The sequence below is a fragment of the Pseudomonas marincola genome (genome assembly GCF_900682675.2).
Lineage (GTDB): Bacteria > Pseudomonadota > Gammaproteobacteria > Pseudomonadales > Pseudomonadaceae > Aquipseudomonas > Aquipseudomonas marincola.
The window spans coordinates 1,104,585-1,126,665 of record NZ_LR215729.2; the positions used below are offsets into that span (position 1 = coordinate 1,104,585).

General features: G+C 54.5%; 18 protein-coding genes. 8 read left to right on the forward strand and 10 right to left on the reverse strand.

Annotated elements, in window-relative coordinates:
* Positions 1 to 4 precede the first annotated feature (4 nt).
* Both PMYSY11_RS05080 and PMYSY11_RS05085 read left to right on the forward strand, forming a co-directional pair.
* Positions 5 to 625, forward strand: coding sequence for a c-type cytochrome (locus PMYSY11_RS05080; protein WP_150548485.1), 621 nt, complete (start codon positions 5 to 7; stop codon positions 623 to 625).
* 489 nt (positions 626 to 1,114) lie between these two features.
* Positions 1,115 to 2,077 (forward strand): SphA family protein, encoded by a 963-nt coding sequence (locus PMYSY11_RS05085; protein ID WP_150548486.1) that lies wholly within the window; start codon positions 1,115 to 1,117, stop codon positions 2,075 to 2,077.
* Between the two features lie 133 nt (positions 2,078 to 2,210).
* Here PMYSY11_RS05085 and PMYSY11_RS05090 read toward each other — a convergent pair whose 3' ends face one another.
* A complete protein-coding gene (locus PMYSY11_RS05090; RefSeq protein WP_150548487.1) occupies positions 2,211 to 3,629 on the reverse strand; it encodes an arylsulfatase in 1,419 nt (472 codons plus the stop codon).
* Between the two features lie 154 nt (positions 3,630 to 3,783).
* Entirely contained in the window at positions 3,784 to 4,539 is a 756-nt protein-coding gene (locus PMYSY11_RS05095; protein ID WP_150548488.1) for an AraC family transcriptional regulator, read from the reverse strand.
* 325 nt (positions 4,540 to 4,864) lie between these two features.
* Here PMYSY11_RS05095 and PMYSY11_RS05100 point away from each other — a divergent pair, with 325 nt between their 5' ends.
* From PMYSY11_RS05100 to PMYSY11_RS05125, 6 genes are all read left to right on the forward strand, one after another.
* Entirely contained in the window at positions 4,865 to 5,362 is a 498-nt protein-coding gene (locus PMYSY11_RS05100) for a hypothetical protein (RefSeq protein ID WP_150548489.1), read from the forward strand.
* A gap of 165 nt (positions 5,363 to 5,527) precedes the next feature.
* A complete protein-coding gene (locus tag PMYSY11_RS05105) occupies positions 5,528 to 6,634 on the forward strand; it encodes a class II histone deacetylase (RefSeq protein WP_150548490.1) in 1,107 nt (368 codons plus the stop codon).
* 115 nt (positions 6,635 to 6,749) lie between these two features.
* Positions 6,750 to 7,379: an MSMEG_1061 family FMN-dependent PPOX-type flavoprotein gene (locus PMYSY11_RS05110; protein ID WP_150548491.1), complete on the forward strand. Its 630-nt coding sequence runs from the start codon at positions 6,750 to 6,752 to the stop codon at positions 7,377 to 7,379.
* Positions 7,380 to 7,383: 4 nt separating this feature from the next.
* Entirely contained in the window at positions 7,384 to 7,743 is a 360-nt protein-coding gene (locus PMYSY11_RS05115; protein WP_150548492.1) for a DUF6616 family protein, read from the forward strand.
* 873 nt (positions 7,744 to 8,616) lie between these two features.
* Positions 8,617 to 10,131, forward strand: coding sequence for an arylsulfatase (locus tag PMYSY11_RS05120; RefSeq protein ID WP_150548493.1), 1,515 nt, complete (start codon positions 8,617 to 8,619; stop codon positions 10,129 to 10,131).
* Between the two features lie 128 nt (positions 10,132 to 10,259).
* Positions 10,260 to 12,749 carry a fused MFS/spermidine synthase gene (locus tag PMYSY11_RS05125; RefSeq protein ID WP_150548494.1) on the forward strand — a complete coding sequence of 830 codons (2,490 nt, stop codon included), beginning with the start codon at positions 10,260 to 10,262 and terminating at the stop codon, positions 12,747 to 12,749.
* A gap of 40 nt (positions 12,750 to 12,789) precedes the next feature.
* Here the strand turns inward: PMYSY11_RS05125 and PMYSY11_RS05130 are convergent, their stop codons facing one another.
* The 8 genes from PMYSY11_RS05130 to PMYSY11_RS05165 all read right to left on the reverse strand — a co-directional run bounded on the left by PMYSY11_RS05130 (position 12,790) and on the right by PMYSY11_RS05165 (position 21,732).
* Positions 12,790 to 13,959 (reverse strand): BatD family protein, encoded by a 1,170-nt coding sequence (locus PMYSY11_RS05130; RefSeq protein WP_150548495.1) that lies wholly within the window; start codon positions 13,957 to 13,959, stop codon positions 12,790 to 12,792.
* 86 nt (positions 13,960 to 14,045) lie between these two features.
* The gene (locus PMYSY11_RS05135; protein ID WP_150548496.1) at positions 14,046 to 15,581 is read right to left on the reverse strand and encodes a VWA domain-containing protein; all 1,536 of its coding nucleotides are present in this window, start codon (positions 15,579 to 15,581) and stop codon (positions 14,046 to 14,048) included.
* Positions 15,578 to 16,567, reverse strand: a complete 990-nt coding sequence (locus tag PMYSY11_RS05140; RefSeq protein WP_150548497.1) for a VWA domain-containing protein — start codon at positions 16,565 to 16,567, stop codon at positions 15,578 to 15,580. Before PMYSY11_RS05140 ends, PMYSY11_RS05135 begins: the two co-directional genes overlap by 4 nt.
* Complete coding sequence (locus PMYSY11_RS05145; RefSeq protein ID WP_172970664.1) at positions 16,564 to 17,097, reverse strand: DUF4381 domain-containing protein; 534 nt, start codon at positions 17,095 to 17,097, stop codon at positions 16,564 to 16,566. The genes PMYSY11_RS05140 and PMYSY11_RS05145 overlap by 4 nt, the downstream gene beginning before the upstream one ends.
* Positions 17,084 to 18,070 (reverse strand): DUF58 domain-containing protein, encoded by a 987-nt coding sequence (locus tag PMYSY11_RS05150; RefSeq protein WP_150548499.1) that lies wholly within the window; start codon positions 18,068 to 18,070, stop codon positions 17,084 to 17,086. The genes PMYSY11_RS05145 and PMYSY11_RS05150 overlap by 14 nt, the downstream gene beginning before the upstream one ends.
* Before the next feature lie 24 nt (positions 18,071 to 18,094).
* Positions 18,095 to 19,093 (reverse strand): AAA family ATPase, encoded by a 999-nt coding sequence (locus PMYSY11_RS05155; protein ID WP_090513148.1) that lies wholly within the window; start codon positions 19,091 to 19,093, stop codon positions 18,095 to 18,097.
* 676 nt (positions 19,094 to 19,769) lie between these two features.
* A complete protein-coding gene (locus PMYSY11_RS05160; protein ID WP_150548500.1) occupies positions 19,770 to 20,804 on the reverse strand; it encodes a GlxA family transcriptional regulator in 1,035 nt (344 codons plus the stop codon).
* 397 nt (positions 20,805 to 21,201) lie between these two features.
* Positions 21,202 to 21,732: a DUF5943 domain-containing protein gene (locus PMYSY11_RS05165; RefSeq protein WP_150548501.1), complete on the reverse strand. Its 531-nt coding sequence runs from the start codon at positions 21,730 to 21,732 to the stop codon at positions 21,202 to 21,204.
* Positions 21,733 to 22,081: the final 349 nt, after the last annotated feature.

A 22,081-nucleotide genomic window follows, 5' to 3' on the forward strand; every position in this document is an offset into this window, starting at 1 on the left:
ATCAATGAAGAAAATTATCAGTGTTGGCCTGCTCCTTCTGGCAGTGTCTGGCGTTGCTCAGGCGGCGGACAGCCCGCCTGCGTTGGCAGCGACCTGCGCAGCGTGTCACGGTGATCAAGGGCAAGGCAATGCAGCACTGGGAACGCCGCGTCTGGCTGGGCAGCAGGCCGACTACTTGCTGCATCAGTTACGCAGCTTCAAGGCAGGTAAGCGCGGTTATGACGCTCAAGACAGTTATGGCGCGCAGATGCGCGCCATCGTTGCCGGGCTTGATGACGCGGCCTTCGAGCAATTGGCGAGTTATTACGCTGGGGTAAAAATCGACGCTGAAAAATCTGCCGGTGGCGCGGATGTGGCGCGCGGTGAGGCGCTCTTTCAAGGAACATGTGCTGCCTGTCACGGGACACGTGGAGAAGGTTTTGCACAGTTAAAAACGCCGAGGTTGAACATCCTCGATGGCGCTTATATTGACCGTCAGCTGACTCACTATATTGAAGGGGGGCGCGGCGGTGATGGCCATGCTGACCAACTCGGGCTGTGGATGCGCGGCGTCGCGCTGCAGGTCGGTGAGAAAGCAGATCGCCAGGCGATCATTGATTACATTGCCACTTTGCCGGCGGAATGATCAGGCGAGAAGTAAGGTAACTACGTGCGCTCAACTCAACCGAGCTAGGTGGCACGGCTGACCAAGAAATGCGCTAACCGATGTCCTAGAAGTCTGTTGCTGGATTAACTGTTGGTTACGATAAAAGGCTGCTCAGGTTACTGGGCAGCCTTTTTGCGTTGAGGGCCTGTTGCTATTTCTTTGTGCGCCCATCTTCGCCTGCTTGCGCCTATGCAGGCTGTGCCTCACCGAGCGGTTAATGAGCCAATTTGCAGGGGCTTTGCTGGCTCGTTCTGCAAGTTGTCTATGCTCGAAAGATTAGCGATCGTCGTCGCAATAACTGCGCACATTGGGCCGCCGTGCTGGCCCCAACTTACTGCTAATTTTTCGGCAAATTTTATGACGAGCTAACATCTTCAGGTGCGAGCCGATGCGCTTTATGTGACGTTTGCAAGACGGCCCGTTATCAGCCAGCCCACACGCAATAGTGCCTAACAAGAGGATGTCATTGTGATCAAACGCTCGATAGGTGCACAGATAATCTCCCGCGCGGCTTTAGGCAGCGTGTTCTCATTGTTGCTGGTCGAGTCCGCATTCGCCGGTGAGGGCGCAAGCAGCGATTACCTGCAGGGCACTTACGGTGATTTCCAAGCGGCGGTTTGGGGTGATGCAGGCGTCTACCTGCGCAACGACCTGGCCTATTACGACGCCGATGTTGGCGCGCACGCCCGTGGCGGTAAGGTATCTGCAAAGCTGGACCAGCAGATGTGGCTCAATAACCTGCAACTGGTTTGGTTGTCGGATACCACGTTGTGGGGCGCGCGGATCGGCTCTGCGGTGCTGGTGCCTTATTTTGCCAACATCAAAGCCAGTGGTGATCTCTCGACAGCGCAAGGCACGGCCTCAGCCAGTGGCGACGAGCAGGGCATTGGTGACATTTACGTGAGCCCGCTGATGCTGAATTGGGTTAATGGCGAGCACAACTTTACCTTTGCTCCAGCGCTTTACATCCCGACTGGCAAATACGATGAAGACGAAGCTTTAAATGCCGGGCGCAATTATTGGGCGCTCGACGTGTCAGGGAGTTACACATGGTTTGATGCCGATGCCGGTCACGAGTTCTCGATGACCACTGGTGTGATGTTCAACGACCGCAACTCCGACACCGATTACAAAACTGGCACCGAGTTTCACCTGGACGCACTAGCCGCTCAGTATCTTTCTGAGAGCTTTGGGCTGGGCATCGTGGGTTATTACTACAAGCAGCTAGACAGTGACGACGGACCACTCCAAGGGCCTGTAGATGCGTCATCAATCCAGGCCGAGGGGGCGGGATTTGGTCCAGCGGTTATCTGGAATCAGGCGGTCGGCACGCGAACTCTCTCCGTGATCGGCAAGGCGTACTTTGATACGACGAGCACAGACCGTTTTGATGGCAACCTGTACATGCTGTCGATAGCCATCGACTTGTGAAATTCGTGGGCAGGATACACGCTAAACATAAGCGCTGAGCCCGGCACATTGCCTGCGCCGGGCTGGCAGCGACGAACAAATCGGGCATGTGGCTAAACGCTTGATGCATTCAGCCACATGTCCTTGCTAAGCGTTAAAGCGAAGCACCCGGCTTGTAAGGGTCTGGCGTGCCCATCGGGATCAATGGGGATTGCTTCAGGCTCTCCTGATACTCGCCAACAATTTTAAGTACAGGACCAACCACCCACGTATCGACCGTGGGCTTCTCTTCCCGCGGATCGGTGTACAGGTTGAAGATCGTCGGCACCGGGTTTTTCACGGGTGGGTCGAACATGTTGTCCTGACGGTAGAAGTGCAGTTTCCAGTTGCGCCATTTCACGGCCTGCAGTCGGTCGGCACACCAGATGGGGAAGCCCTCGCGTGCCGACTTCTCGCTTTTACCCAGAATGAAATCCGATTGGTCATGACTGTCGAAAGGGCGGTCGGTTGGCACTTTGGCGCCGCCGAAGGTTGCCAGTGTGGCGAACATGTCGACGCCGTGGAGGATCTCATTGCTTACCCGCTTGGCTGGAATCTTGTTCGGCCAGCGGATCATGAACGGCACACGGATACCGCCTTCCAGCGCGGTAAAGTACTGCCCGCGCCAAGGCCCGGCCCAGCCATCCCAAGGGCGAATGTACTCAGGGCCATTGTCACTGGTGAAAACCACAATGGTGTTGTCCTTAACGCCCGCCTTGTCTATGGAGTCGAGAATATCCCCGACATGCGCGTCCATCTCGGCCAGCATGTCGGCCCAGTCGCCATTGCCTGTCTTGCCCTTGAACTCAGGATTCGGCTCTGTTGGCAGGTGCGGTTGGGTTAATGCGACGTAAGCAAAAAACTGTTTGTCGGCTTTTGCCTGTTTCTCGATGAAGCTCACGGTGCGCCGCGTGATTTCTGCGTCGATCTTGCGGCGCTGGACCACATCGTAGGCGCCCAGCTCACGGCTTTTCTCGCCTTTTTTACCTTCCATGATCTGCTCGGGTGGCATGATGTCGGCAGACCAGCCCGAGGCACTTGGCCAAAGCGCTTCATCCGTGGTGCGGGGAATCCCATACCATTCATCAAACCCCTGATCGTTAGGCAAGCGTCCATCCTTGCTGCCCAAGTGCCACTTGCCGTAATAGCCGGTGGCATAACCTGCATCGGATAACGCCTCGCCGATTGTCACTTCCCAGCGGGTCAAACCATCAGTGACGCCCCCGAACGGCACTGAATGGGTGCCTGAACGAATGGCCCAGCGCCCCGTCATCAAACTTGAGCGACTCGGCGTGCATTGGGTTTCCATATTGAAATTCAGGTAGCGCGATCCTTCCTCTGCCAGAGAGTCGATGCGCGGTGTAGGTGCGCCCCGGGTGATTCCGCCGCCATAGGCGCCAACTTCCCCGTAACCGAGGTTGTCCGTGAGGATGAAGACAATATTGGGTTTGCTTGTTTGAGCGGCAATGCCGGTTGATACCAGTGAAAACGGCATTGCCAAGGCAATGATGAGTGCTGTGCGGGTCATCTTCATAAGTGCAATTCCTGTTGCTGCCCTTGGGTTGTCTTTCTGTTGGCGGATGGCGTCGCCTGCGCTAGGCGCTGGCGAAAACGCGGGTTGTGGTGCTTACGAAGTATAGGAGCGATGTGCAGTTTTTCCTCGGCGAAGCTCAAGGAACATTTCGGTTTTAACCATTAGTACTGTGGCTTTCATCATTCAACCAGAACACTTGGCAGGGCTCTGATCTGGAAAGTACAAAGGAGGGGCAAATACCGTAAGCATCGCGGAACGTTCGTGTGAAATGGGCCGAATCCGAGAACCCCGCGCGGTGAGCGGCATCGGTGAGCGAGTAGCCTTTGAGCGCTTCATGCAGCGCGTTTCTGAGTCGATTGCAGAGCACATAGCGGCGCAGCGTGACCCCTTCATATTGACGAAATCGGTGCGAGATCCAGCTTTCCGATATGCCGACCGCCGAGGCTAATTCGGCGAGTTTTATCGGTTGGTCCAAATGTCGGTTGATCCAGCCCAGTACAGCTTCGAAGCGAGGGTCCTGCGGTGTTTGGGTGGCTGTAGCCGGGCTCTCAAAGAGCAGGCTGCACACCTGATCTGCCAGCGCTTGTTCGCGCGAATCACTGGCTGAAATTTTTCTTAGCGTCTGCATGATCTCAGGTGAAACTGATAAGGCTTCAATAGCACTGCCGCCGTGCAGCTTCTGCAGCCCTGTGTAGGCCTTGCCGCCGGGGAAAAGATAAAACAAGGCGCAGGTCGAACCTTGTGCGTCGAACTCGTGGGGCACATTCGGCGGTACCAAGAATGCGCTGGAGGCGCTCCAGGGCTGTGTTGATGTACTGCGCATGCGCAAATCGCCCTCCAGGCCGATTGCCAGCTGCACGGCATGATGGCTGTGCAAATGGCTCTCGAAGTCAGGCCCCAACACCAGCATGTGTTGCTTCCAAATATAAAGCTTAAATCGGGATTGGCCCGTTGATGCCAGTTTATTCAATTCGAGCACCCAAAGGATTCACATACTGAAGTCACGTCACTGAGAGAACAGTAAAGGCTCCACTAAGAGAAGGCAATTAGTCAGCGCAATTATTCTATTGCTGTGCGCGTGCAAGCAATTTTAAAAGCTCGGGAAAGTTTTGAGCCAATTTAAGTGAAAATGGCTGAAAATCCGTTGGGCAATTGTATTGCGTGGCCTGATTGTGTAGCGGCTGGATAGTCTAACTGTAAGTTTGTGTACGGCATCATAATAAAAAGGAAACAGCATGCAATTGCAGGATTTCAAAAGCTGTCTGGCGGAAGTTTATCAAGGCGAAGTCGTCGGAGAATCTGCCTTCGACAATATGTTAGGCGTGGTAGAGAACCGTGAGCAGCGCTATATCGTTGCCTCGTTACTCCAGTTTGAAACCGAAGCCAAAGCCATCATGCGACCTGTGCTTTACCAGTATGAACTGCCTGTCAACGACGCCGCGCAGGGCTATGCTACAGGTCAGGCGGCCAGTGATGATCTCAATCAACTGCCGTGGAAAGACAGATTCGAAGCCCTGCAGAATCTGATTGCCAGCCAGTATCTTCCCCGTTACGAAATGCTCGAGACCCTGGTCGACCCTTCACAGAATAAACAGGCTGCTGAAGTCGCCCGTTTCATGGCGGAGCATGAGCGACGTATATTAAAAGTTATGGAAAACATTGTACGGGGCGTCGATAACCCTGCTGAACCGATTGTTCAGTTACTCAGTCATCCATTACCCAGATTCGAATAGTCATATTCAGCGCGAAGTTGAAGCGAAATTACTCATGTGATTAAGCCTCAATAGTTCGCGTGACTATATGGCTAGTCGTTTAACGCTCCAGGAGTTCGTTCCTGTATAGCGTTAGATTCGCATGCAATTAAAACAATAAAGTTATTCCAATGGAGGCAAAAGCGCATGGCAACTGGTTTTGTATCGCATGAGCTTTACTTGTGGCATAACACAGGTAATTTGGCCGGTGTAATGCCGTTCGGCAATCCTGTCGAGCCCTACGAGCATGTTGAAAACCCGGCGACAAAACGCAGAATCCGTAACTTGATGGAAGTGACGGGATTGCTCGGAAAACTCACGCCAATCGCCCCGCGTGCGGCAACCGATGAAGAGATTCTTCGCGTTCACACACCCGGCCATCTAGAGCATATCCGCAGCCTCAATGAGTACTTGGGCGTTGAAGCGGGGGCCTTTGCGCCAATGGGGCGTGGCAGTTTTGAAATTGCCATGTTGTCTGCAGGGGGCGTTATCGAGGCACTCGATGCAGTGCTCGATACCCGGGTTACCAACGCCTATGCGCTGGTGCGTCCACCAGGCCATCACGCAATGCCGGACTTGGCGATGGGCTTTTGTTTGTTCAGTAACGCAGCCATTGCCGCGCGCCACGCGATCGAGCGGCGCGGGTTGAAACGTATCGCCATTGTCGACTGGGATGTACATCACGGTAATGGCACACAAGCCGCCTTCTACGATGATCCACGGGTGTTGACGATTTCCCTGCACCAGGACCGCTGCTTCCCTTCGGATTCAGGTTTCATGGAAGAAAATGGTGAAGGCGCGGGCACCGGTTTCAACATCAACGTGCCGCTGCCGCCAGGTTCTGGCGTGGGCGCTTACGAGACCACCTGGGATCGGGTGGTAATTCCGGCGCTGGAAAAATACCAACCTGAATTGGTGATTGTTGCATCAGGTTTTGACGCCGGCTCCTACGACCCGCTGGGTCGGCAAATGATGACCAGCGAGGGCTACAGAACACTTACGCGCAAGCTGATGAGTTTTGCAGACCAGCATTGCCAGAGCCGAATCGTCATGTGCCATGAGGGCGGTTATAGCGCGCCGACTGTGCCGTTCTTCGCTCACGCCGTGATTGAAACGCTGGCTGGTGTCGACACAGGTCTGGTCGATCCTTTCCAGGAGGTGTTTGCGAGTCTGGGCGGTCAGGAGTTGCAGCCGCATCAGGAGGCGCTGATTGCCAAGGCAGAAAAGCTGCTGGAAGCACTGCCGCAAACCTGATTAGCGGTAAGTCTGGCCTTACTCCCAGTGCATTTCCCTGCCAAATTCGGCAGGGAAATGTGAGTCAGCGGTGCTATCGCCTTGAACCCGAAACGCATAGAGATGGAAGCAGCAAATGATCGATTCCACTGCGCATTTAGTTACGGACGTCGACACGCTGCAAGCGCGTGTTGGCGGTGAGCCACATCCGGCGATTCTGAAGAAAATTGGTGCGAGCCTGGATGAGAAGGCGATTGCCTTCATTGCCCAGTCTCCTTTCGTGATGCTAGCCACCTGCGACGCCGATGGCTTTCCTGAAGTGTCGCCAAAGGGCGACGAACCTGGTTTTGTCTGGGTTGAGAATGAAACCACCTTGTGGCTTCCGGATCGCACCGGCAACAAGTTGATAATGGGCTTGAAAAACGTGCTGAGTAATCCGCGGGCCGCTTTGTTATTTGTCATCCCAGGCACAGAAGAAACCTTGCGGGTCAGCGGCAAGGTGACCGTTCATGATCACCCTGAGGTGTTAGAGCGTTTTGCATCGGTTGGCCGGCCAGCCCATTTGGCAATCCGCATGAGTGTGGATAAGTGTTTTTTCCACTGCGCCAAAGCATTCAAACGCTCGAGTTTGTGGCAAGCCGAGACCTGGCCCAAGCCTTTTCGGGTGTCGTTCGGGGAAATATTGGCTGCAAAAATGGGCGGGGATGCCGCCATGCAGCGTGATATTGATGCGCTGGTGGATCAGGATTACCGGGAGAATCTGTAAGCGTATGCATATACTAGCGATTATCTGGCAGCCCAATAAAAACTGGCTCGCGCTGTCTGCAGAGCAGCAACTCGACTACTTGCGCACCCTTGATACGCCCATCAACAGCGCCCGCGCGCTTGGGATGGTTGTGCTTGGCTGGAGCGCGGTTGATTCGCGCGTACCCAAGACCCCGTCGAATACCTTCATCGGCGTATTCGCCATGCAAACAGCAGAAGGGATCATAGAGTTGGAAAAGGCGGTGGCGCAATCGGATTGGTATCACTACTTCGATTCGACCAACATCAGTGCCAGCCTGCAAGGCATGAATGAAGCGCAGCCGCACAAGGTTTACGCCAAGCTTTTGCAGCTCAATGCCGATTAAATTTCGGATGAAGATGTCTGACTACAGTCACAGGTTTTCGTAGTTCGCATTGCACCGCTTATTACGAATTTATGACGGGCAAAGAAGGGCTTGTCTGCTTTGACGGCAATTTAAGATCTCGCCACTCCAACCTAGCGGTTTTACAGGAGTGGCGATTACTTTAAGTTCCAACCAATAGTTCGGTTGCTTTTGTTTTGGTCGTGAGGGTCACGCGGAAGATGGCCGCCAAAGTACGCTCGACCTCTTTGTAGTCCGCGTCTGAAAATCGAAGTCGTTCAGTGCGTAACCACACAGCTCTGAACCGGCAAAATTCTTATGCATTTTTGATTTTAAGCAGGAGCTGTATACAGCTAACTGTCCGTATCGGAGTGCTCAGTGCAGCGTCTTATCGGGTCGGTCGAAACGGGCGGCCAATAGTGCCGGCAAGCTCTGACACCAGAAATGGCAACCTTCTACGTAGCCCCCGTAATCACTGGCGTAGGCACCTTCAGTCTCTCAATGAGGCGGCTGTTTTTATGGGACGAGTACCGAGTGTTTTAACGCCGCTCTATTACTTTGAAAATCATCGTGCAAAGCACGCTAGTGGCCCGCTTCTGATGCAGCAAATTAACTTAGTTAGCGGCCTATCAAATAAGCGCTGAGTTCGCTCTTTTCGCAACATCAAGAAATCTAACTACATGTCTCAGATCAGTTGACCGGCATGTTTTGTAGGCTAGTCTTCAAGGTTACTGAATCTTGCGATGCAGGCACTGCAGGCTTAGCTTTTTTCATGCTTTAACATTTTTAAATGGTGGGAGAGACCAAATGGCGCCTAAGATCCAATCAAGGTGTTTCAAATTTTTGTTAATGTCGTCGCTAGCAATTGCCACTGGAATGGCCACTGCAGCTGACAAACCGGCTAACGGCTCTGCAGATAATTCATCTGGTAAGCCAAACATTCTGGTATTCATGGGCGACGATGTGGGCATTCCTAACATCAGCGTTTATGGCCATGGGATGATGGGCTACCAGACACCCAACATCGACCGTATTGCCAAGGAAGGGGTGATGTTCACCGATTACTACGGTGAGCAGAGCTGTACGGCAGGGCGCGCTGCGTTCATTACCGGCCAGAGTGTAATCCGTACAGGTCTGACCAAAGTAGGTATGCCAGGTGCTTCGGTGGGTATCCAGCCTGAAGATCCGACGATGGGTGAGCTTCTGCGCGCTCAAGGCTATGCAACCGGGCAGTTCGGTAAGAACCACTTGGGTGACCTCGACGAGTATCTGCCGACCAATCACGGCTTCGATGAGTTCTTCGGCAACCTGTATCACCTCAATGCTGAGGAAGAGCCAGAGAACGAAGACTATCCAAAAGATCCACCGATGAAAGGCCCGCGTGGCGTTATCAAGGCTGCTGCCGACGGTTCTGTTGAAGACACCGGCGCACTGACCAAGAAGCGCATGGAAACAGTGGACGACGAGTTTGCCGCCGCTGCACTTGACTTCATCGATCGTAACACCAAGCAGAAGAAGCCTTGGTTCGTGTGGATGAACTCGACACGCATGCACTTCTTCACACACGTACGTGAAGCTAACCGTGGCAAATCCGGTCTTAACGAATATGCCGACGGTATGCTGGAACTTGATGCACAGGTAGGTCTGTTCCTCGACAAGCTCGAGAAACTGGGCATTGAAGACAACACCATTGTTCTGTTCACAACAGACAACGGCGTTCACGAGTCCACCTGGCCAGATGCGGGCGTTACTCCGTTCCGCAACGAGAAAACCACCAGCTGGGAAGGTGCCTTCCGCGTACCAGCTATGGTTCGCTGGCCTGGCAAGATCAAACCGGGCGTTATCTCCAATGACATGATGTCTCACATGGACTGGCTGCCGACCTTCCTCGCCGCTGCCGGTGATAGCAATATCATTGAAGAGTGCAAGAAGGGCTGTAAGTCAGGTGACAAGACCTTCAAGGTTCACATGGACGGCTACAACTTCCTGCCAATGCTGACCGGTGAAGAAGAGAAGGGTCCGCGTCACAACTTCATCTACGCGACTGACGATGGTCAGGTTTCTGCAGTTCGCTTCGCGGATCGCTGGAAAGCCATGTACCTGGTACAGGACTACGATGGCATGGAAGTTTGGGCACGTCAGCTCGATGAGCTTAAAGCCCCGCTTCTGTTCGACCTGCGTATGGACCCGTATGAGAAAGCCTACGGTAGCTCAAACACCTACTGGGATTTCTGGGCTCACCGCGGCTACATGTTCCAGTGGGCGACCACTATCGTTGCCGACTTTGCCAAAACCTTTGACGAGTACCCGCAGCGTCAAACTCCGGCTTCCTGGAACGTTAGTGAAATCATGAAAGAACACGTTCACGGTAAAGCGGGTAAGACAGAGTAATTTACTCACGCAAACCAACTACACCGGCACCCAAATGGGTGCCGGTGTACGTTCATCCGTAATATAGTGGTTTCGGCATCACGCTAACGCGTGGTTACGACACTCAGAACCGTAAGAAATCACAATCTATGAATTCAGTTCCGGCGCGTCCGCGAATTTTGTTGTTTCAGTGCTTGCTGTTTGGATCTGGTTTTTCAGCTCTGGTTTATCAGGCCATTTGGGTTAAGCAGTTATCTCTGGTGGTCGGCGTTGATGTTTACGCGATTTCTACTGGAGTCAGTGCTTTCTTCGCTGGTCTTGCATTGGGGGGCGCAATTTTTGGACGCCTTGCCGATAGTCTTCGTAATCCATTGCGGTTGTACGCCGTACTGGAATTTTTGATTGCCGTAATTGGAATTGGTGCGACGCTGGCATTAGCCAAGGCGCCCGCCATATTCGTCGCACTGCAATCGCAAGTCGGGGTTCTTGCCTGGCTCCTGCCGTTCTTGTTGGTGATGTTTCCTGCAATCCTCATGGGAGGGACATTACCGCCCCTTATATCGTCTGTTCGGCCGGGCAACAGCCAGATCGGCCGCACTGCTGGCCAGCTCTACACGGCCAATACGGCCGGGGCTATCATCGGTGTGCTGCTGACTGCGCTGGCGCTGGTGCCGCTCTTTGGCGTTAAGGGCGCAGCTTTTTTCGCGGGCGCGCTTAATGTCTTGCTGGGGATTTGGGCTTTCGTTTTATCCAGAACAAAGCCTCAGATCCGTACTTCCGAGGCCCCACGCGAGCGCCTCAAGTTCTTCGCGCTTTCATCCAAGGCGCGCCTCGCGTTGGTGTTATATGCCCTGGCGGGCGGTGTTGCGCTGGGCTATGAAGTCCTGTGGACACAAATCATTGTTCAGTTCCTGAGTACCCGCGCCGTTGCTTTCAGCGTCGTGCTGGCGGTTTATCTCTCGGGGCTGGTTATCGGTAGCTTCCTGTATTCGCGTTTTGCTGATCGCGTCCGCGCCCGCTGGACCACCTTTGGGCTACTGGTGCTGGGTGCAGGCTTTGTTGCAATGGCCACATTTTCGCTGCTCGGGCCGTGGTTACTTCAAGCTCAAGAGGTCACAGGGCTGTGGGTGTTCGATGTCACGGGCAACCGCATGGCGCAGATGCTGTCTCGATTCATCGTCGCGGCTGGCGTGATTATTTTTCCTTCGACTCTGCTCTTGGGCGCTGCTTTCCCAGCCGCTGCACGCTTGGTGGTTGATGAGGCGAAACCAGGCCAGGACATTGGCTTAATGTTGGCCCTGAATACGGCCTGCGGCATTGTCGGCACCCTTGGCACCGGCTTCATCCTCGTGCCTTGGCTGGGGCTGTCGGGCAGCCTTGCAGTACTTGCGGTGCTTGCCGGCCTGGTAGGTGCCGTTGCGCTGTATCAGGATCGTCAACGCTTCACCCCGGCACCAGCTTTCGGCCTGCTAGCAGTGGTGGTCGCTCTGGCGGTTTGGTTGCCAAGAGACTTGCTGACGCGTCTGCTGACTGACTCGCGTGGCGGTGAGGTGGTGTTCTATGAAGAAGCGCCGGGCGGCACTGTTGCGGTGTTAGAGCAGGACAGCAAGCAGGGCAGCTTCCGCCGACTTTACATTCAAGGCGTTTCCAACACAGGGGACGCCATGCCATCTCTGCGCTACATGCGTCTGCAAGCGCTGCTGCCACTGCTGGTACATCCGGGTGAACCCAAGTCAGCCTTGGTCATCGGCCTTGGCACCGGGATTACAGCTGGCGCCACCCTGGTGTATCCCGAGTTGGATCGGCGGTTATGCATTGAACTCATGAAGCCGGTTGCTGATGCGGTTACCCTGTTCAAGGGTAATCTTGGAGCAGGTAAAGACCCGCGCCTTGATATTCAAGTGGGTGACGGTCGTCACGAGCTGATGCGCAGCAAGGAACTGTTCGATCTGATCACTCTGGAGCCGCCTCCACCTGCGGCTGCCGGTGTAGTGAATCTCTACTCCTCGGATTTTTATGAGCTGGCTAAAGCCCGTCTTAGCGAGGGCGGCATACTCGCGCAATGGCTGCCTATTGCGACTCAGACCGAGGCTGATACTCGCTCGTTGATTCGCTCCATGCTGGACGTGTTCCCGCACGTTTCGCTCTGGACGACTGAAGCCAACGAAATGATGCTGCTGGGTTCCGAAAAGCCCTTGGCGTTGGATATCGGGCAAATCGAGCAGCGCATGCAGCGCGGCGATGTTGCCAGCACGCTGCAGGAAGTGGGCATTGGCTCAGTAACTGATTTGCTCGCGACCTACATCACCGACCGCACAGGGCTGGAGAGCTACGTAAAAAATGCCCAGCCGGTGACGGATAATCGTCCGCTAATCGAGTACGGTCGCTGGACTCATGCCGAGCAGATTACTTACACCTTGCCGTCTCTTCTGGAACTGCGTGAGAAACCTCAGTTTCAAGGCAATGACGTGCAGATGAGTGAGGTTGAAGCATCGTATCTGCGGCTGGTGAAGTTCTATCAGATCTACCTGTACGCGACGATGGGTGATACCAGCAGCTGGAAAGAAAGTGTCCGGCGCTTTGTGCGCGGAGACAACCCCAACGCCTACTACGACTGGTTCCTGCCGCCGGCCTCATAAGCAAACGGGAAAACTGGAGTGCTCACTCCAGCTTTCCCGTTTAGTGGGTTGGATTTAGCGGCGGTAAAGCGTTGGCATTACCTGTTTGACGCTTGAGCTGCCGGCTCTCCTGCGCGGCATGCTGCAATGCGGTTTTAACTGCGGACCAGTCAGCCTGATTAGTCGGAGTGGGTCCATACAGCTTCTCGCCAATGCCCGACAGGGCTGCCTTCAAAGCCGTTAAGTCAGGGCAAGCCTGCGGCGGTAGTCGGTTTACCCAACTCTGTACGTGCTTCAGCGTTGCGTCCAAATCCTGTTGTTTGATTGCCTGCATGGCCTGGTTATATGAATGCCTGGCGGACAATAGGTAGCGGGTTTTGGCAGCCGCATAGTTACGTTGAATCACGGTGCGCAGTGATGGGATAAAACGCAGTGCCAGACCTATCACTAACGCAAGGATAACCAGCGTGATGGCGATGGTTCGCCAGTTTCGCTCTAGCCGCTGGGCCAGTGTTACTTTCCCCGAGAACAGTAAAGGCTTGAGGCTGGCCGTTTCTATTTTCTTGGTGGTGAGGTTGAACCAGCGTATCTCCACGCCAGGCAGTTCGTAGTCTCCGCCTTGCTCAACCACAAAGCTTACTTCCTCGGTTCGCGTGCCTCCGTCGGGTGTTTCCTGGGTCTGTGGCTCTTTGGGGTATGCAGAGATACCGGCAATCTCCGAGTCTGGCAGCAGCGGTGGAATGAACAGCGAAGAGGTGCCTTCAATCGTGGCAACGACCCGGCGTTTAAAAGCGTCACCGACCTTCATTACATCGGCGGCACCCTCTATTGTCTGGTCGAGCTTAAGGCCCGTGGCCGCCACAAATGGATCGAGCCCTTGCGCTTCTTTAGGGACTGAGCCGAATAAGCGAATGGGATCGGTCATCATGTTCACTTCGACCGGCGCATTGGTTTCCGGGTCTGCATAGGTCACCCGCAACGGGCGGGCGGGAATGTCGAACTGGCCCTGAATCATCGGGTACAACTGATAGGTGCGTTTGACCCCAGCCCACATTTTGCCATCGATGCGTTTGCGTGCCGGTGATGATGAGTCGGGTGGGCGCCGCACCATCAGATGAGAAACTTCCAGATCGGGGAAGGCCGGAGGCTTGAGCATCCATGTTGGCACCAGCACCGAAATTGTGAGCTGCGTAGGAGAGCCCGGAATGACGGTGTCTTCAGTCAGTTCCATCTCGATGATGGGCTCAACAGGCGTTCCCGGTGCAGCCAGGGCCAAAGAGGGCAGGGACAATAACAAGCACAGGCACAGACGGTAAATCACGGCTGATCCTCGATCGATTCCAGCAAGAAGCGTTGCTTGAGGTACTCAGATGTTCGGGTGTCGACACTGCGCATCCATTGCTCGGTCGATTGCATTTTAATTTCATCAGTCGGTATGTCTGAGGCGAGCATGTCAGCGCCCTCGGCAGACTCTTTGTCGTACACCACCTCATCGGCGCCCTCTGAGCCGATGCCCGTATCCGAGGCATCTCTGGCATCTTCGGCGTAGGCCAGCAGCGCGCGGGCGATGTCCAGATTACGCGCAGCGGCCTGGTTTTTCGGATCACGTTCCAGGGCGAGTTTGAACGCCTCGATACCGGCGCGGTAGTTCAGCGCTTTGGTTTGGGCCATGCCCTGGATGAAAGCAGCTTGCGAGGTTTCGAGGCGATTAAGCACCTCCGCAGACTCCGCGTAACTGCCCGCCATATAAAGGGCATAGCCCTTCCAGAGTGGGTCCTGGAATTTTTCGCCAGCTTCAGCGTAGTGCAATTGATCAAATTGCAGGCGACCTTGCTGGTCCGGAGTCAGCACGAAGTCCACCAAGTTAGCCGCTTGGGCGTCGCCCGGATGCAGACTCATCAGCAACACCAAGGCGGCAGCGCCTGGCCATTGAACGACACGTCCGCGGCGAAACGAAAGCAGGATCAACAGGGCAGCGGGCCATGCGAACAGCACCCCTTGGTCTCGCCATTGCAATCGGTCATCACCCGACAGGGCTTCGCGGTAGGCTTGTGCGGTGTAGCGCTCTATTGCTTTGACATCCTGATCATCGACCGATAACTCCACTACCTCGGCATCGGTTATGCCGCTCATTCTGTCGACGCTGGCTTGATTGCTGCCGACCGTGAGGAAGATCAGACGCGCGCCTTTTGCCTGCGCATGTTTCTCAAAAGCAGGCACGTCGGCGTTGTTCAGGTCATCCAGCAGAAAAACAATCGCACCGGGAACGGTTTCACTTTCAAGGCTCTTCTCTGCCAGTGCCAGCGCGGCAGATGCATTGTTCCCGGGTTTGGGCATTACGTCGGTATTGAGCCCTTCGATAAAGGGTTTCAGTACATGTGGATCTTCAGTTAGCGGCACCACACGGTGCGCCGTGCCGGCATACGCGATCAACGAGGTACGGGCTCCGGAGCGCAAAGCGCTTAGCTCAAGCAACTTCTGGCGAGCCCGTTCCAGCCGGCTCGGTGCGATGTCTGAATTGTCCATCGACGGCGTAACCGCGAGCACCATGGCCAGCGGCGCGGTTTGAGCCAGCAGTGGGTTAGGGATTTTGTTCCACGCCGGTCCCGCAACAGCGAGTGCCAGTAGCACGCCGGCGAGGCCCAAGCTGTCAGCGGCGGTCCAGCGTTGGCGGCGATTGCCCCCTACCGTAATTGCTTCGGCCAAATGCGGCGCGATGACTGCAGTAACATCATCTGTGTCCTTGCGGGTCGGGCGCATCCGCCACCAGATCCACAGCAGCGGCACGAGTAGCAACAGCCACCATGGACGCAGGAAATGAAAATAGGACAGCGACTCAAGAAAGTAAGTCATGCCTGACTTTTCCTCCTGACAGGAAACTGCCTGATCAGTGCGTACAAGCACAGCAATACAGCGGCTACAGCGATTGGCAGATAAGCCAGGGCTTCGCGCGGTTGGTAGGACAATGTTTGGGTTTTACGCGGGGTTAATTCATCAATTCGGCTGTAGACCGTTTCAAGGGTTTTTTCATCGCCGGCAAAAAAGTATTCGCCGCCGGAGCGTGATGCGATTTCCTGCAAGGTGTCGACGTCGACAATGTATTTAGAGTCCGGGCTGGCGTCTGGATCACCTACCGCAATGGTGAATATCGAGACCCCGCGTTGAGCGGCAATGGTGGCGGCATTCAGCGGCGTCATGCGGCTGCCCGTATCGCTACCATCGCTCAGCAATATCAGCAGCCTCTGATCGACCTTGCTGGACTCGAATGTGCGTATTGCCAACCCAATGGAGTCCCCGATAACTGTGTTCGGTCCTGCCATGCCGACGCTGGTTTCGTCGAGCAGCTGGCCTAAGGTTTTCAAGTCCTCGGTAAACGGTGACTGCACATAAGCACGCGAACCGAACACGATCAGAGCGACCCTGTCGCCTTCACGTTTTTTTACGAAGTCCTGTACCACGCGTTTGACGGCCAACAGCCGCTGCACCTCAGTGCCATCAGAGGCTTTGAAGTCTTTCACATCCATCGAACCTGAAATATCGATAGCCAGGATTACATCGCGAGCGGCTTGCTTGATTTCAACGCGATCACCCAACCGCTGTGGCTGCGCCAAGGCAATCACCAGTAATAGCCACAATAGAATTGCGATAGCTGTATCGACCTTGCTGCGCTGCGGAACCACCACGCCCTCGCGGGGTGTAGCCCCCATTGCCGCTACAAAGGTGTCAAAGAACGGAACGCGAATTGCTTTTGTACGCTCACGGAACGGCGGCATGAAGCGCCACACCAGCCATGGCAGAGGCAGCAAGATAAAGGCCCAAGGCGCCGCCCACTCAATCACGAGTTTTCCCCTGTTGTCGGAACTTTATGAGTGCGAACCCATTCGGCCACCAGTTTGGCCAGGCCGGGTGCAGATCCGCTGTTGGTGTTGGGCTGATAGGGCGCGTTGTCCAGTGTTTGGCCTATTTCACCCGCGAACTTGTTACCGGGGTAATGCTCGTTCAGAAACGCGAGCCACTGTTCGCCATGCAGGCTGGCGACTTCACGGCGGGGGAATGCGCACAGAGCGGTACGGCGAAGAATTCTTGCCAGTTTTATCGGGTCGTCGCCCGCTTGGGCAATTTCAGCCAATGCAGCGCGTCTGTAGGCTCGGGCTCGCCATTTACGCCAGCCGCGGTATGAGAGATAAGCCACGCCTATAAGCAACAGCAGCGCAAGCCATCCCCAGAAGGGTGTCTGCGGAAACAATGAGATTGGTTCTGGCGCAGGCACAGGCTCGAGCTTTTCGAGCAATTCGATCAGGTTAAGGTTAGCCAGATCAGCAGGCACCGAAGGTGTTGGGGCCTGCGTTGCAACGTCAGTCTTCGCCATCAGCGCCTCCGAGCAATGCACGAATTTGCATGAGGGTGTCGTGTTCGGTAGACAACGGCAGCACGGGGACGCCAACGCGTTCTTCCCAGCCCTTGATTGTGCTGAAACGCTCATCCAGCACCTGCTGAACAGATGCTCTGGCTTTGTCCTCACTGGTGTCCATCAGCGCTTTGAGGCGACCGTCAGAAATAATCAATTTCCAGTTGGTCGCAACCGTGTCGGCCATCGGGTCACTGACCAGACACAACAGAAGATCATTCTTGCGAGCTATGCCACCCAGCAGTTCATCGGTGTGTTCGTCAATATTATTGAAGTCACTTATCACCACGACCAGGTGGTTACTGCCGGCAATTCTGGCCGCGGCCTCAAGCGGGCGATTCAATGACATCGGTGCGCGGGGTTCCGCGTCGGCGGTTAACGAGCGGTTGGCGGAGACCAGCGTTTCCAGAAAACGTAGGGCATTCGCGCGGCTCTGGCGCGGGCGGATCTCCCATAAATTCTCGTCATCAAAGACAATACCGCCGACGCGATCGCCCTGGTTGAGAATCATGAAAGTCGAAATGGCGGCGGCTTCAGCTGCTGTTACGGATTTCATGTTCATAGCCGAGCCGAAGAACATCGACATGCGTTGATCCACCACGACCAATGCAGGCCTGTCGCGCTCCTCTGTGTAAACGCGGACGTGGGGTTTGCCGGTTCTGGCAGTGACTTTCCAATCGATTGTGCGCGAGTCATCGCCTGGCAGATAGCCGCGTAACTCTTCGAAGTTCAGCCCGCGACCGCGCAGCCGAGACGCATGGCGACCATTGAGGATGCTGCGCGCAGGTTGTCGCGGCAGCAACGTCAGGTGCCGTGCTTCGGCTTCCATCTCCATCAGATGCGCCAGGTTGACTTTTACGCGTGGGTCTTCGGTCTCATTCTCGGGTTGATTGGCCCTGATGCCCAGACGATTGCGAGCTGCATCGTTACTCATAGAACCCTCAGTTCCGGGTAAACCTTAAGTCAGGGCCACGTGGGCGACGATCTCGTCAGTGACTTGGTCCGGACTGACGCCTTTGCCCACGGCGGCATAACTCAGAGACAAACGATGTCGGAGTACGTCGTGAACCATGGCCTGAACATCTTGCGGGTCGACATAATCGCGTCCATGCAGCCAGGCATGCGCACGGCTGGCGCGGTCGAGTGCAAGCGAGGCACGCGGGCTTGCGCCTACATCGATCCAGCGGCGCAACTCATCGCTGTAAACTTCCGGGGTTCGTGTGGCGTAAATAAGGTCGGCGATATAGCGCTCGATAGCGTCAGAAACCGTAACCTTGGCAATCTCCCGGCGCGCATCAAAAACAGCCTGCTGCGGGATCAAGTCGGCTGACGGTTTCGCGTGTTGCGCCCCGGTGTCATCACTCTCTTCGAGGGCAGCAGCTTCTTCTTCACGCACCAGCTTGATTACGCCAACCTCGTCTTCCACGGTTGGGTACTCGATGTTCACATGGATGATGAAACGGTCCATCTGAGCCTCTGGCAGCGGGTAGGTGCCTTCTTGCTCCACCGGGTTTTGGGTCGCCATTACCATGAACAGTGGAGGCAACTTATGTGAGGTGCCGGCAACGGTTACCTGACGTTCTTCCATCGCTTCAAGCAGGGCTGCCTGGACTTTTGCGGGCGCCCGGTTGATTTCGTCGGCCAGCACCAGATTGGCAAAAATAGGGCCCGGCTCAAAGCGGAATTCGCCGTGGCCATCTGTTTGGTGATAAACCTCGGTGCCCGTTACATCCGATGGCAGTAGATCGGGTGTGAATTGGATGCGCTTGAAGTCGGCATCCATATTCGTCGCCATGCTCTTGATTGCGCGAGTCTTGGCAAGGCCCGGGAGGCCTTCGACCAGTACGTTGCCATTACACAGCAGTGCGATAACCAGGCGCTCCACAACACGTTCCTGGCCAATAATCGAAGCGCTCATGCGAGCTTGTAATGATTGAATCTGTTCTCTCGGGCCCATGGTCGCTCCGCCGGAGTTTGCGAATAGAGGTTTGCTAGAACAATAGAAGCCAGTCGTGTAACCAGCAACTGTGAACGGCACTTTGAGTGGATATAGATCCAATGAGTCGATCAGTCCATCCAGTCCAGACTCCCTACGTTGTGTAGGGGAATCGCGCGAAACTAGCAGTGCCAAAAAGTTGTTGCAAATCATGTGGCTGGGGCGTTGGTAAAGATGGCGGCAAGCTATCCGCTAGATAGGGGGCAGTGGGATGCGAGCCTGCGATGACAATCATCGTTGCTCGTGGTTTGTGGATACTCGCTCGTGCGGCTTTGCGGTCTTTGCAGCGGATGCTTGGTGACGTTAGGTTCCGCACCGTTGATGAGCTGCTCTTTTTCGAGCGGCACGGCGATTATCGGCTCTTGCTACGGAGTGTTGCTCGCCTAGGCTGAGGCTGAAGCAAGGCGGCGTGCTGATTTTCTCAAGAGTAAGCGCCAGACGGCTAAGGATGGAAAACGATGTTGCTGAAAAGTCGCTGAAAGAGAGTTTAACTCACAACATCTCTTAGCCTTACTTTGAAGCCCGAATGCAACTCAATCTGATCTTTGCGAGCATGCTTGTGCTTAGAAGAGCGAAGCGGGGAGGCTGGAGGTACAAACTACTGCCAGGATATAGCGAGCTTGGTTTTTCGTCATGCTCACCGCACTTTATGTTGCCCCGTGCGGAAGCGCCCTGGTGGAATATCAAAAAACTCGCGAAAGCACCGGCGGAAATGTGAAATGCTCACGAAGCCACTTGCCACTGCAATATCAACCAGTGACTTGTTAGTGGTTTGTAGAAGTTGTCGTGCATAGGTTAAGCGTAACTCGAGATAGTAACGTGGGGGCGTAACGTTTACATAACGACAGAACAGGCGTTCAAGTTGGCGTCTGGACAGCGATGAATGGCTGACAATCTCATCAATAGTCAGTGGTTCTTCGATATTGCTGTGCATCAACTCCAGTGCAACTTTAAGAGGCTGCGGCAAGGTTAGATTCTTATCCAGAATCAGTGCGGAAATATCCACTGCATCTTTTGTTTTATCGCAGTTTAGAACCTCTTCAACCGCGCGCACCAAGCTATCACCGTGTTCAAGTCTGACGATCTCAAGCATCATGCCTAATGAGCTGTTAGCACCGGCGCAACCAATTCTATTTCGGTCTAACGTGAATGAGTCTTTCGACAGTTTAACTTTGGGAAATAGCTCCGCCATCATGGCCCTGCCGTCGGGATGGAACGCACAGTCATATCCATCCAAAAGGCCCGCTTCGGCAATAAAGTATGAGCCATTCCAAAGCCCGCCCAACGTTACGCCTGCAGAGGCAGCTGAGCGTAGTTTGGTTCTGATATTTTGATTGGCTTGTAAATCAACCCGGAATCCGCCACAAACCAGGATTAAGTTTTGTTGGCTTTCTTTTAGATCATTTAAATTACAGTCTACAGAGATCGAAATACCAAGATCGCTGGTTACCAAGTCGGTTCTGCCCACAACCACTATTTCATAGAGCGGCGAAGTGCTCATTAGATTGGCTGTGACCAATGCATCCACTGCGCCAGTAAATGCCATCATGGAGAAGTTATCGAGGAGCAAAAATGCAACGCGGTGCACCTTTTTCGGCTGCACATCATAAAGCAAGCGATTAATGTGCAGGCAGTTCTTATCCTTTAGGACACTTTCGAAGGACGCTCTCATTATGTTGGCTCAATAATTCTATACGGCTTGGTTGGTGCGATATTCATCTACAGATAGTCACATCAATCACGTGAGGCAGCAATAATGAATGCACTGGTAATCGCTCAGCATTTTTATACATTTATCAGGCCGCTCCTATTCGTTCTCAAGCTCAATTTTCCAGTGCAATCTTGCTCGGGGTGCAGGTCGAATCGTGACATGTTCACTGGCCTCCCATATTGAGTTCGCGGAGACTGGATACGTCGCTTATGTCTGGCGCTGATTCGCTTGGTCATGCCTGTCAGTCCTACTGCCAGCAATTTTGAGTCAGTTGCCAGCGACACTGATCACCTTAGGTTGGTAAAGCATGGCTTCCTCGGCGGATTAGGCCTTCGCGGTCAGAGCTTAAATACGTTAATCAAATAGGGTAAACAATGAACAGGCCGTGCTTGTGATCAGCTTCAGAGGCGCTGAACTCTTGCTCGGCAACGGTGCGACGCGAGCTGCCAGCGGCGGCAAGAATCTGGTCCATGGCACCGGCAAACCATCCGGTAAACATATAGTCGACCTTGCGCTCGCACTTGCCATATTCGGACACGAATGCCGAGTGTTCCAGACGTACTTCGGCGGTGCCTCTGGCAAGGTCGATATGCTCAGTTTTGAATAGTCCCCAGCCAAGCTGAGACAAGTACTTCATGTAATGCTCAAACACGGCGATGCCTTTCAAAGCATGCCCTTCGGCTTGTGTTTCACACCATTGCCAAGCAGATTTGTACCCGACTTTGTAGAGAATTTCGGCATAGGCTTCGGTGCCCAGCTCCGCTTCGATAGCCATGTGGTTGTTGACGAAAAAATGCCGCGGCACATATAGCATCGGTACAGAGTCGGTAGTCCAAACTCCGGTTTCGTCGTCCACCTGAATCGGCAACTCGGGTGCGTGTTTGGGCATGTTAAAACTCCAAAAGCAGGGCTGTGATCGCGTAATCGGGCTGGCGAAGCGGAAACGCTCCAGCGCTGTGTAATGCTGCATTTGCGGCGGGCTGGCATATTCGTTCAGGGGGTCGGCCAATACCCGCCCATCACTTAACACGCCACGCGCTCGGGCAATCCGTGCTTGGGCATGGGGGAAGTTAGGGTTGGGGAATCGACGGGGGCGGATGCCTGGCGGGTCCAGGATTTTGCCGAAGTTAGTCAGAAGGCACGCATAGCCTTTTGCAGGGTGGCTATGTCTACAAATCTTGCGTCTGTCATCTTCTCTTGGCTTGTCATGAGACTGCTTTCTTGTTGTTTGTTGTCAG

Coding starts and splice junctions, on each gene's coding strand:
- PMYSY11_RS05080 (WP_150548485.1), top strand. CDS start 5: ATGAAGAAAATTATCAGTGTTGGCCTGCTCCTTCTGGCAGTGTCTGGC.
- PMYSY11_RS05090 (WP_150548487.1), bottom strand. CDS start 3,629: ATGAAGATGACCCGCACAGCACTCATCATTGCCTTGGCAATGCCGTTT.
- PMYSY11_RS05095 (WP_150548488.1), bottom strand. CDS start 4,539: ATGCTGGTGTTGGGGCCTGACTTCGAGAGCCATTTGCACAGCCATCAT.
- PMYSY11_RS05100 (WP_150548489.1), top strand. CDS start 4,865: ATGCAATTGCAGGATTTCAAAAGCTGTCTGGCGGAAGTTTATCAAGGC.
- PMYSY11_RS05105 (WP_150548490.1), top strand. CDS start 5,528: ATGGCAACTGGTTTTGTATCGCATGAGCTTTACTTGTGGCATAACACA.
- PMYSY11_RS05110 (WP_150548491.1), top strand. CDS start 6,750: ATGATCGATTCCACTGCGCATTTAGTTACGGACGTCGACACGCTGCAA.
- PMYSY11_RS05115 (WP_150548492.1), top strand. CDS start 7,384: ATGCATATACTAGCGATTATCTGGCAGCCCAATAAAAACTGGCTCGCG.
- PMYSY11_RS05120 (WP_150548493.1), top strand. CDS start 8,617: ATGGCCACTGCAGCTGACAAACCGGCTAACGGCTCTGCAGATAATTCA.
- PMYSY11_RS05125 (WP_150548494.1), top strand. CDS start 10,260: ATGAATTCAGTTCCGGCGCGTCCGCGAATTTTGTTGTTTCAGTGCTTG.
- PMYSY11_RS05130 (WP_150548495.1), bottom strand. CDS start 13,959: ATGGAACTGACTGAAGACACCGTCATTCCGGGCTCTCCTACGCAGCTC.
- PMYSY11_RS05135 (WP_150548496.1), bottom strand. CDS start 15,581: ATGACTTACTTTCTTGAGTCGCTGTCCTATTTTCATTTCCTGCGTCCA.
- PMYSY11_RS05145 (WP_172970664.1), bottom strand. CDS start 17,097: ATGGCGAAGACTGACGTTGCAACGCAGGCCCCAACACCTTCGGTGCCT.
- PMYSY11_RS05150 (WP_150548499.1), bottom strand. CDS start 18,070: ATGAGTAACGATGCAGCTCGCAATCGTCTGGGCATCAGGGCCAATCAA.
- PMYSY11_RS05155 (WP_090513148.1), bottom strand. CDS start 19,093: ATGGGCCCGAGAGAACAGATTCAATCATTACAAGCTCGCATGAGCGCT.
- PMYSY11_RS05160 (WP_150548500.1), bottom strand. CDS start 20,804: ATGAGAGCGTCCTTCGAAAGTGTCCTAAAGGATAAGAACTGCCTGCAC.
- PMYSY11_RS05165 (WP_150548501.1), bottom strand. CDS start 21,732: ATGCCCAAACACGCACCCGAGTTGCCGATTCAGGTGGACGACGAAACC.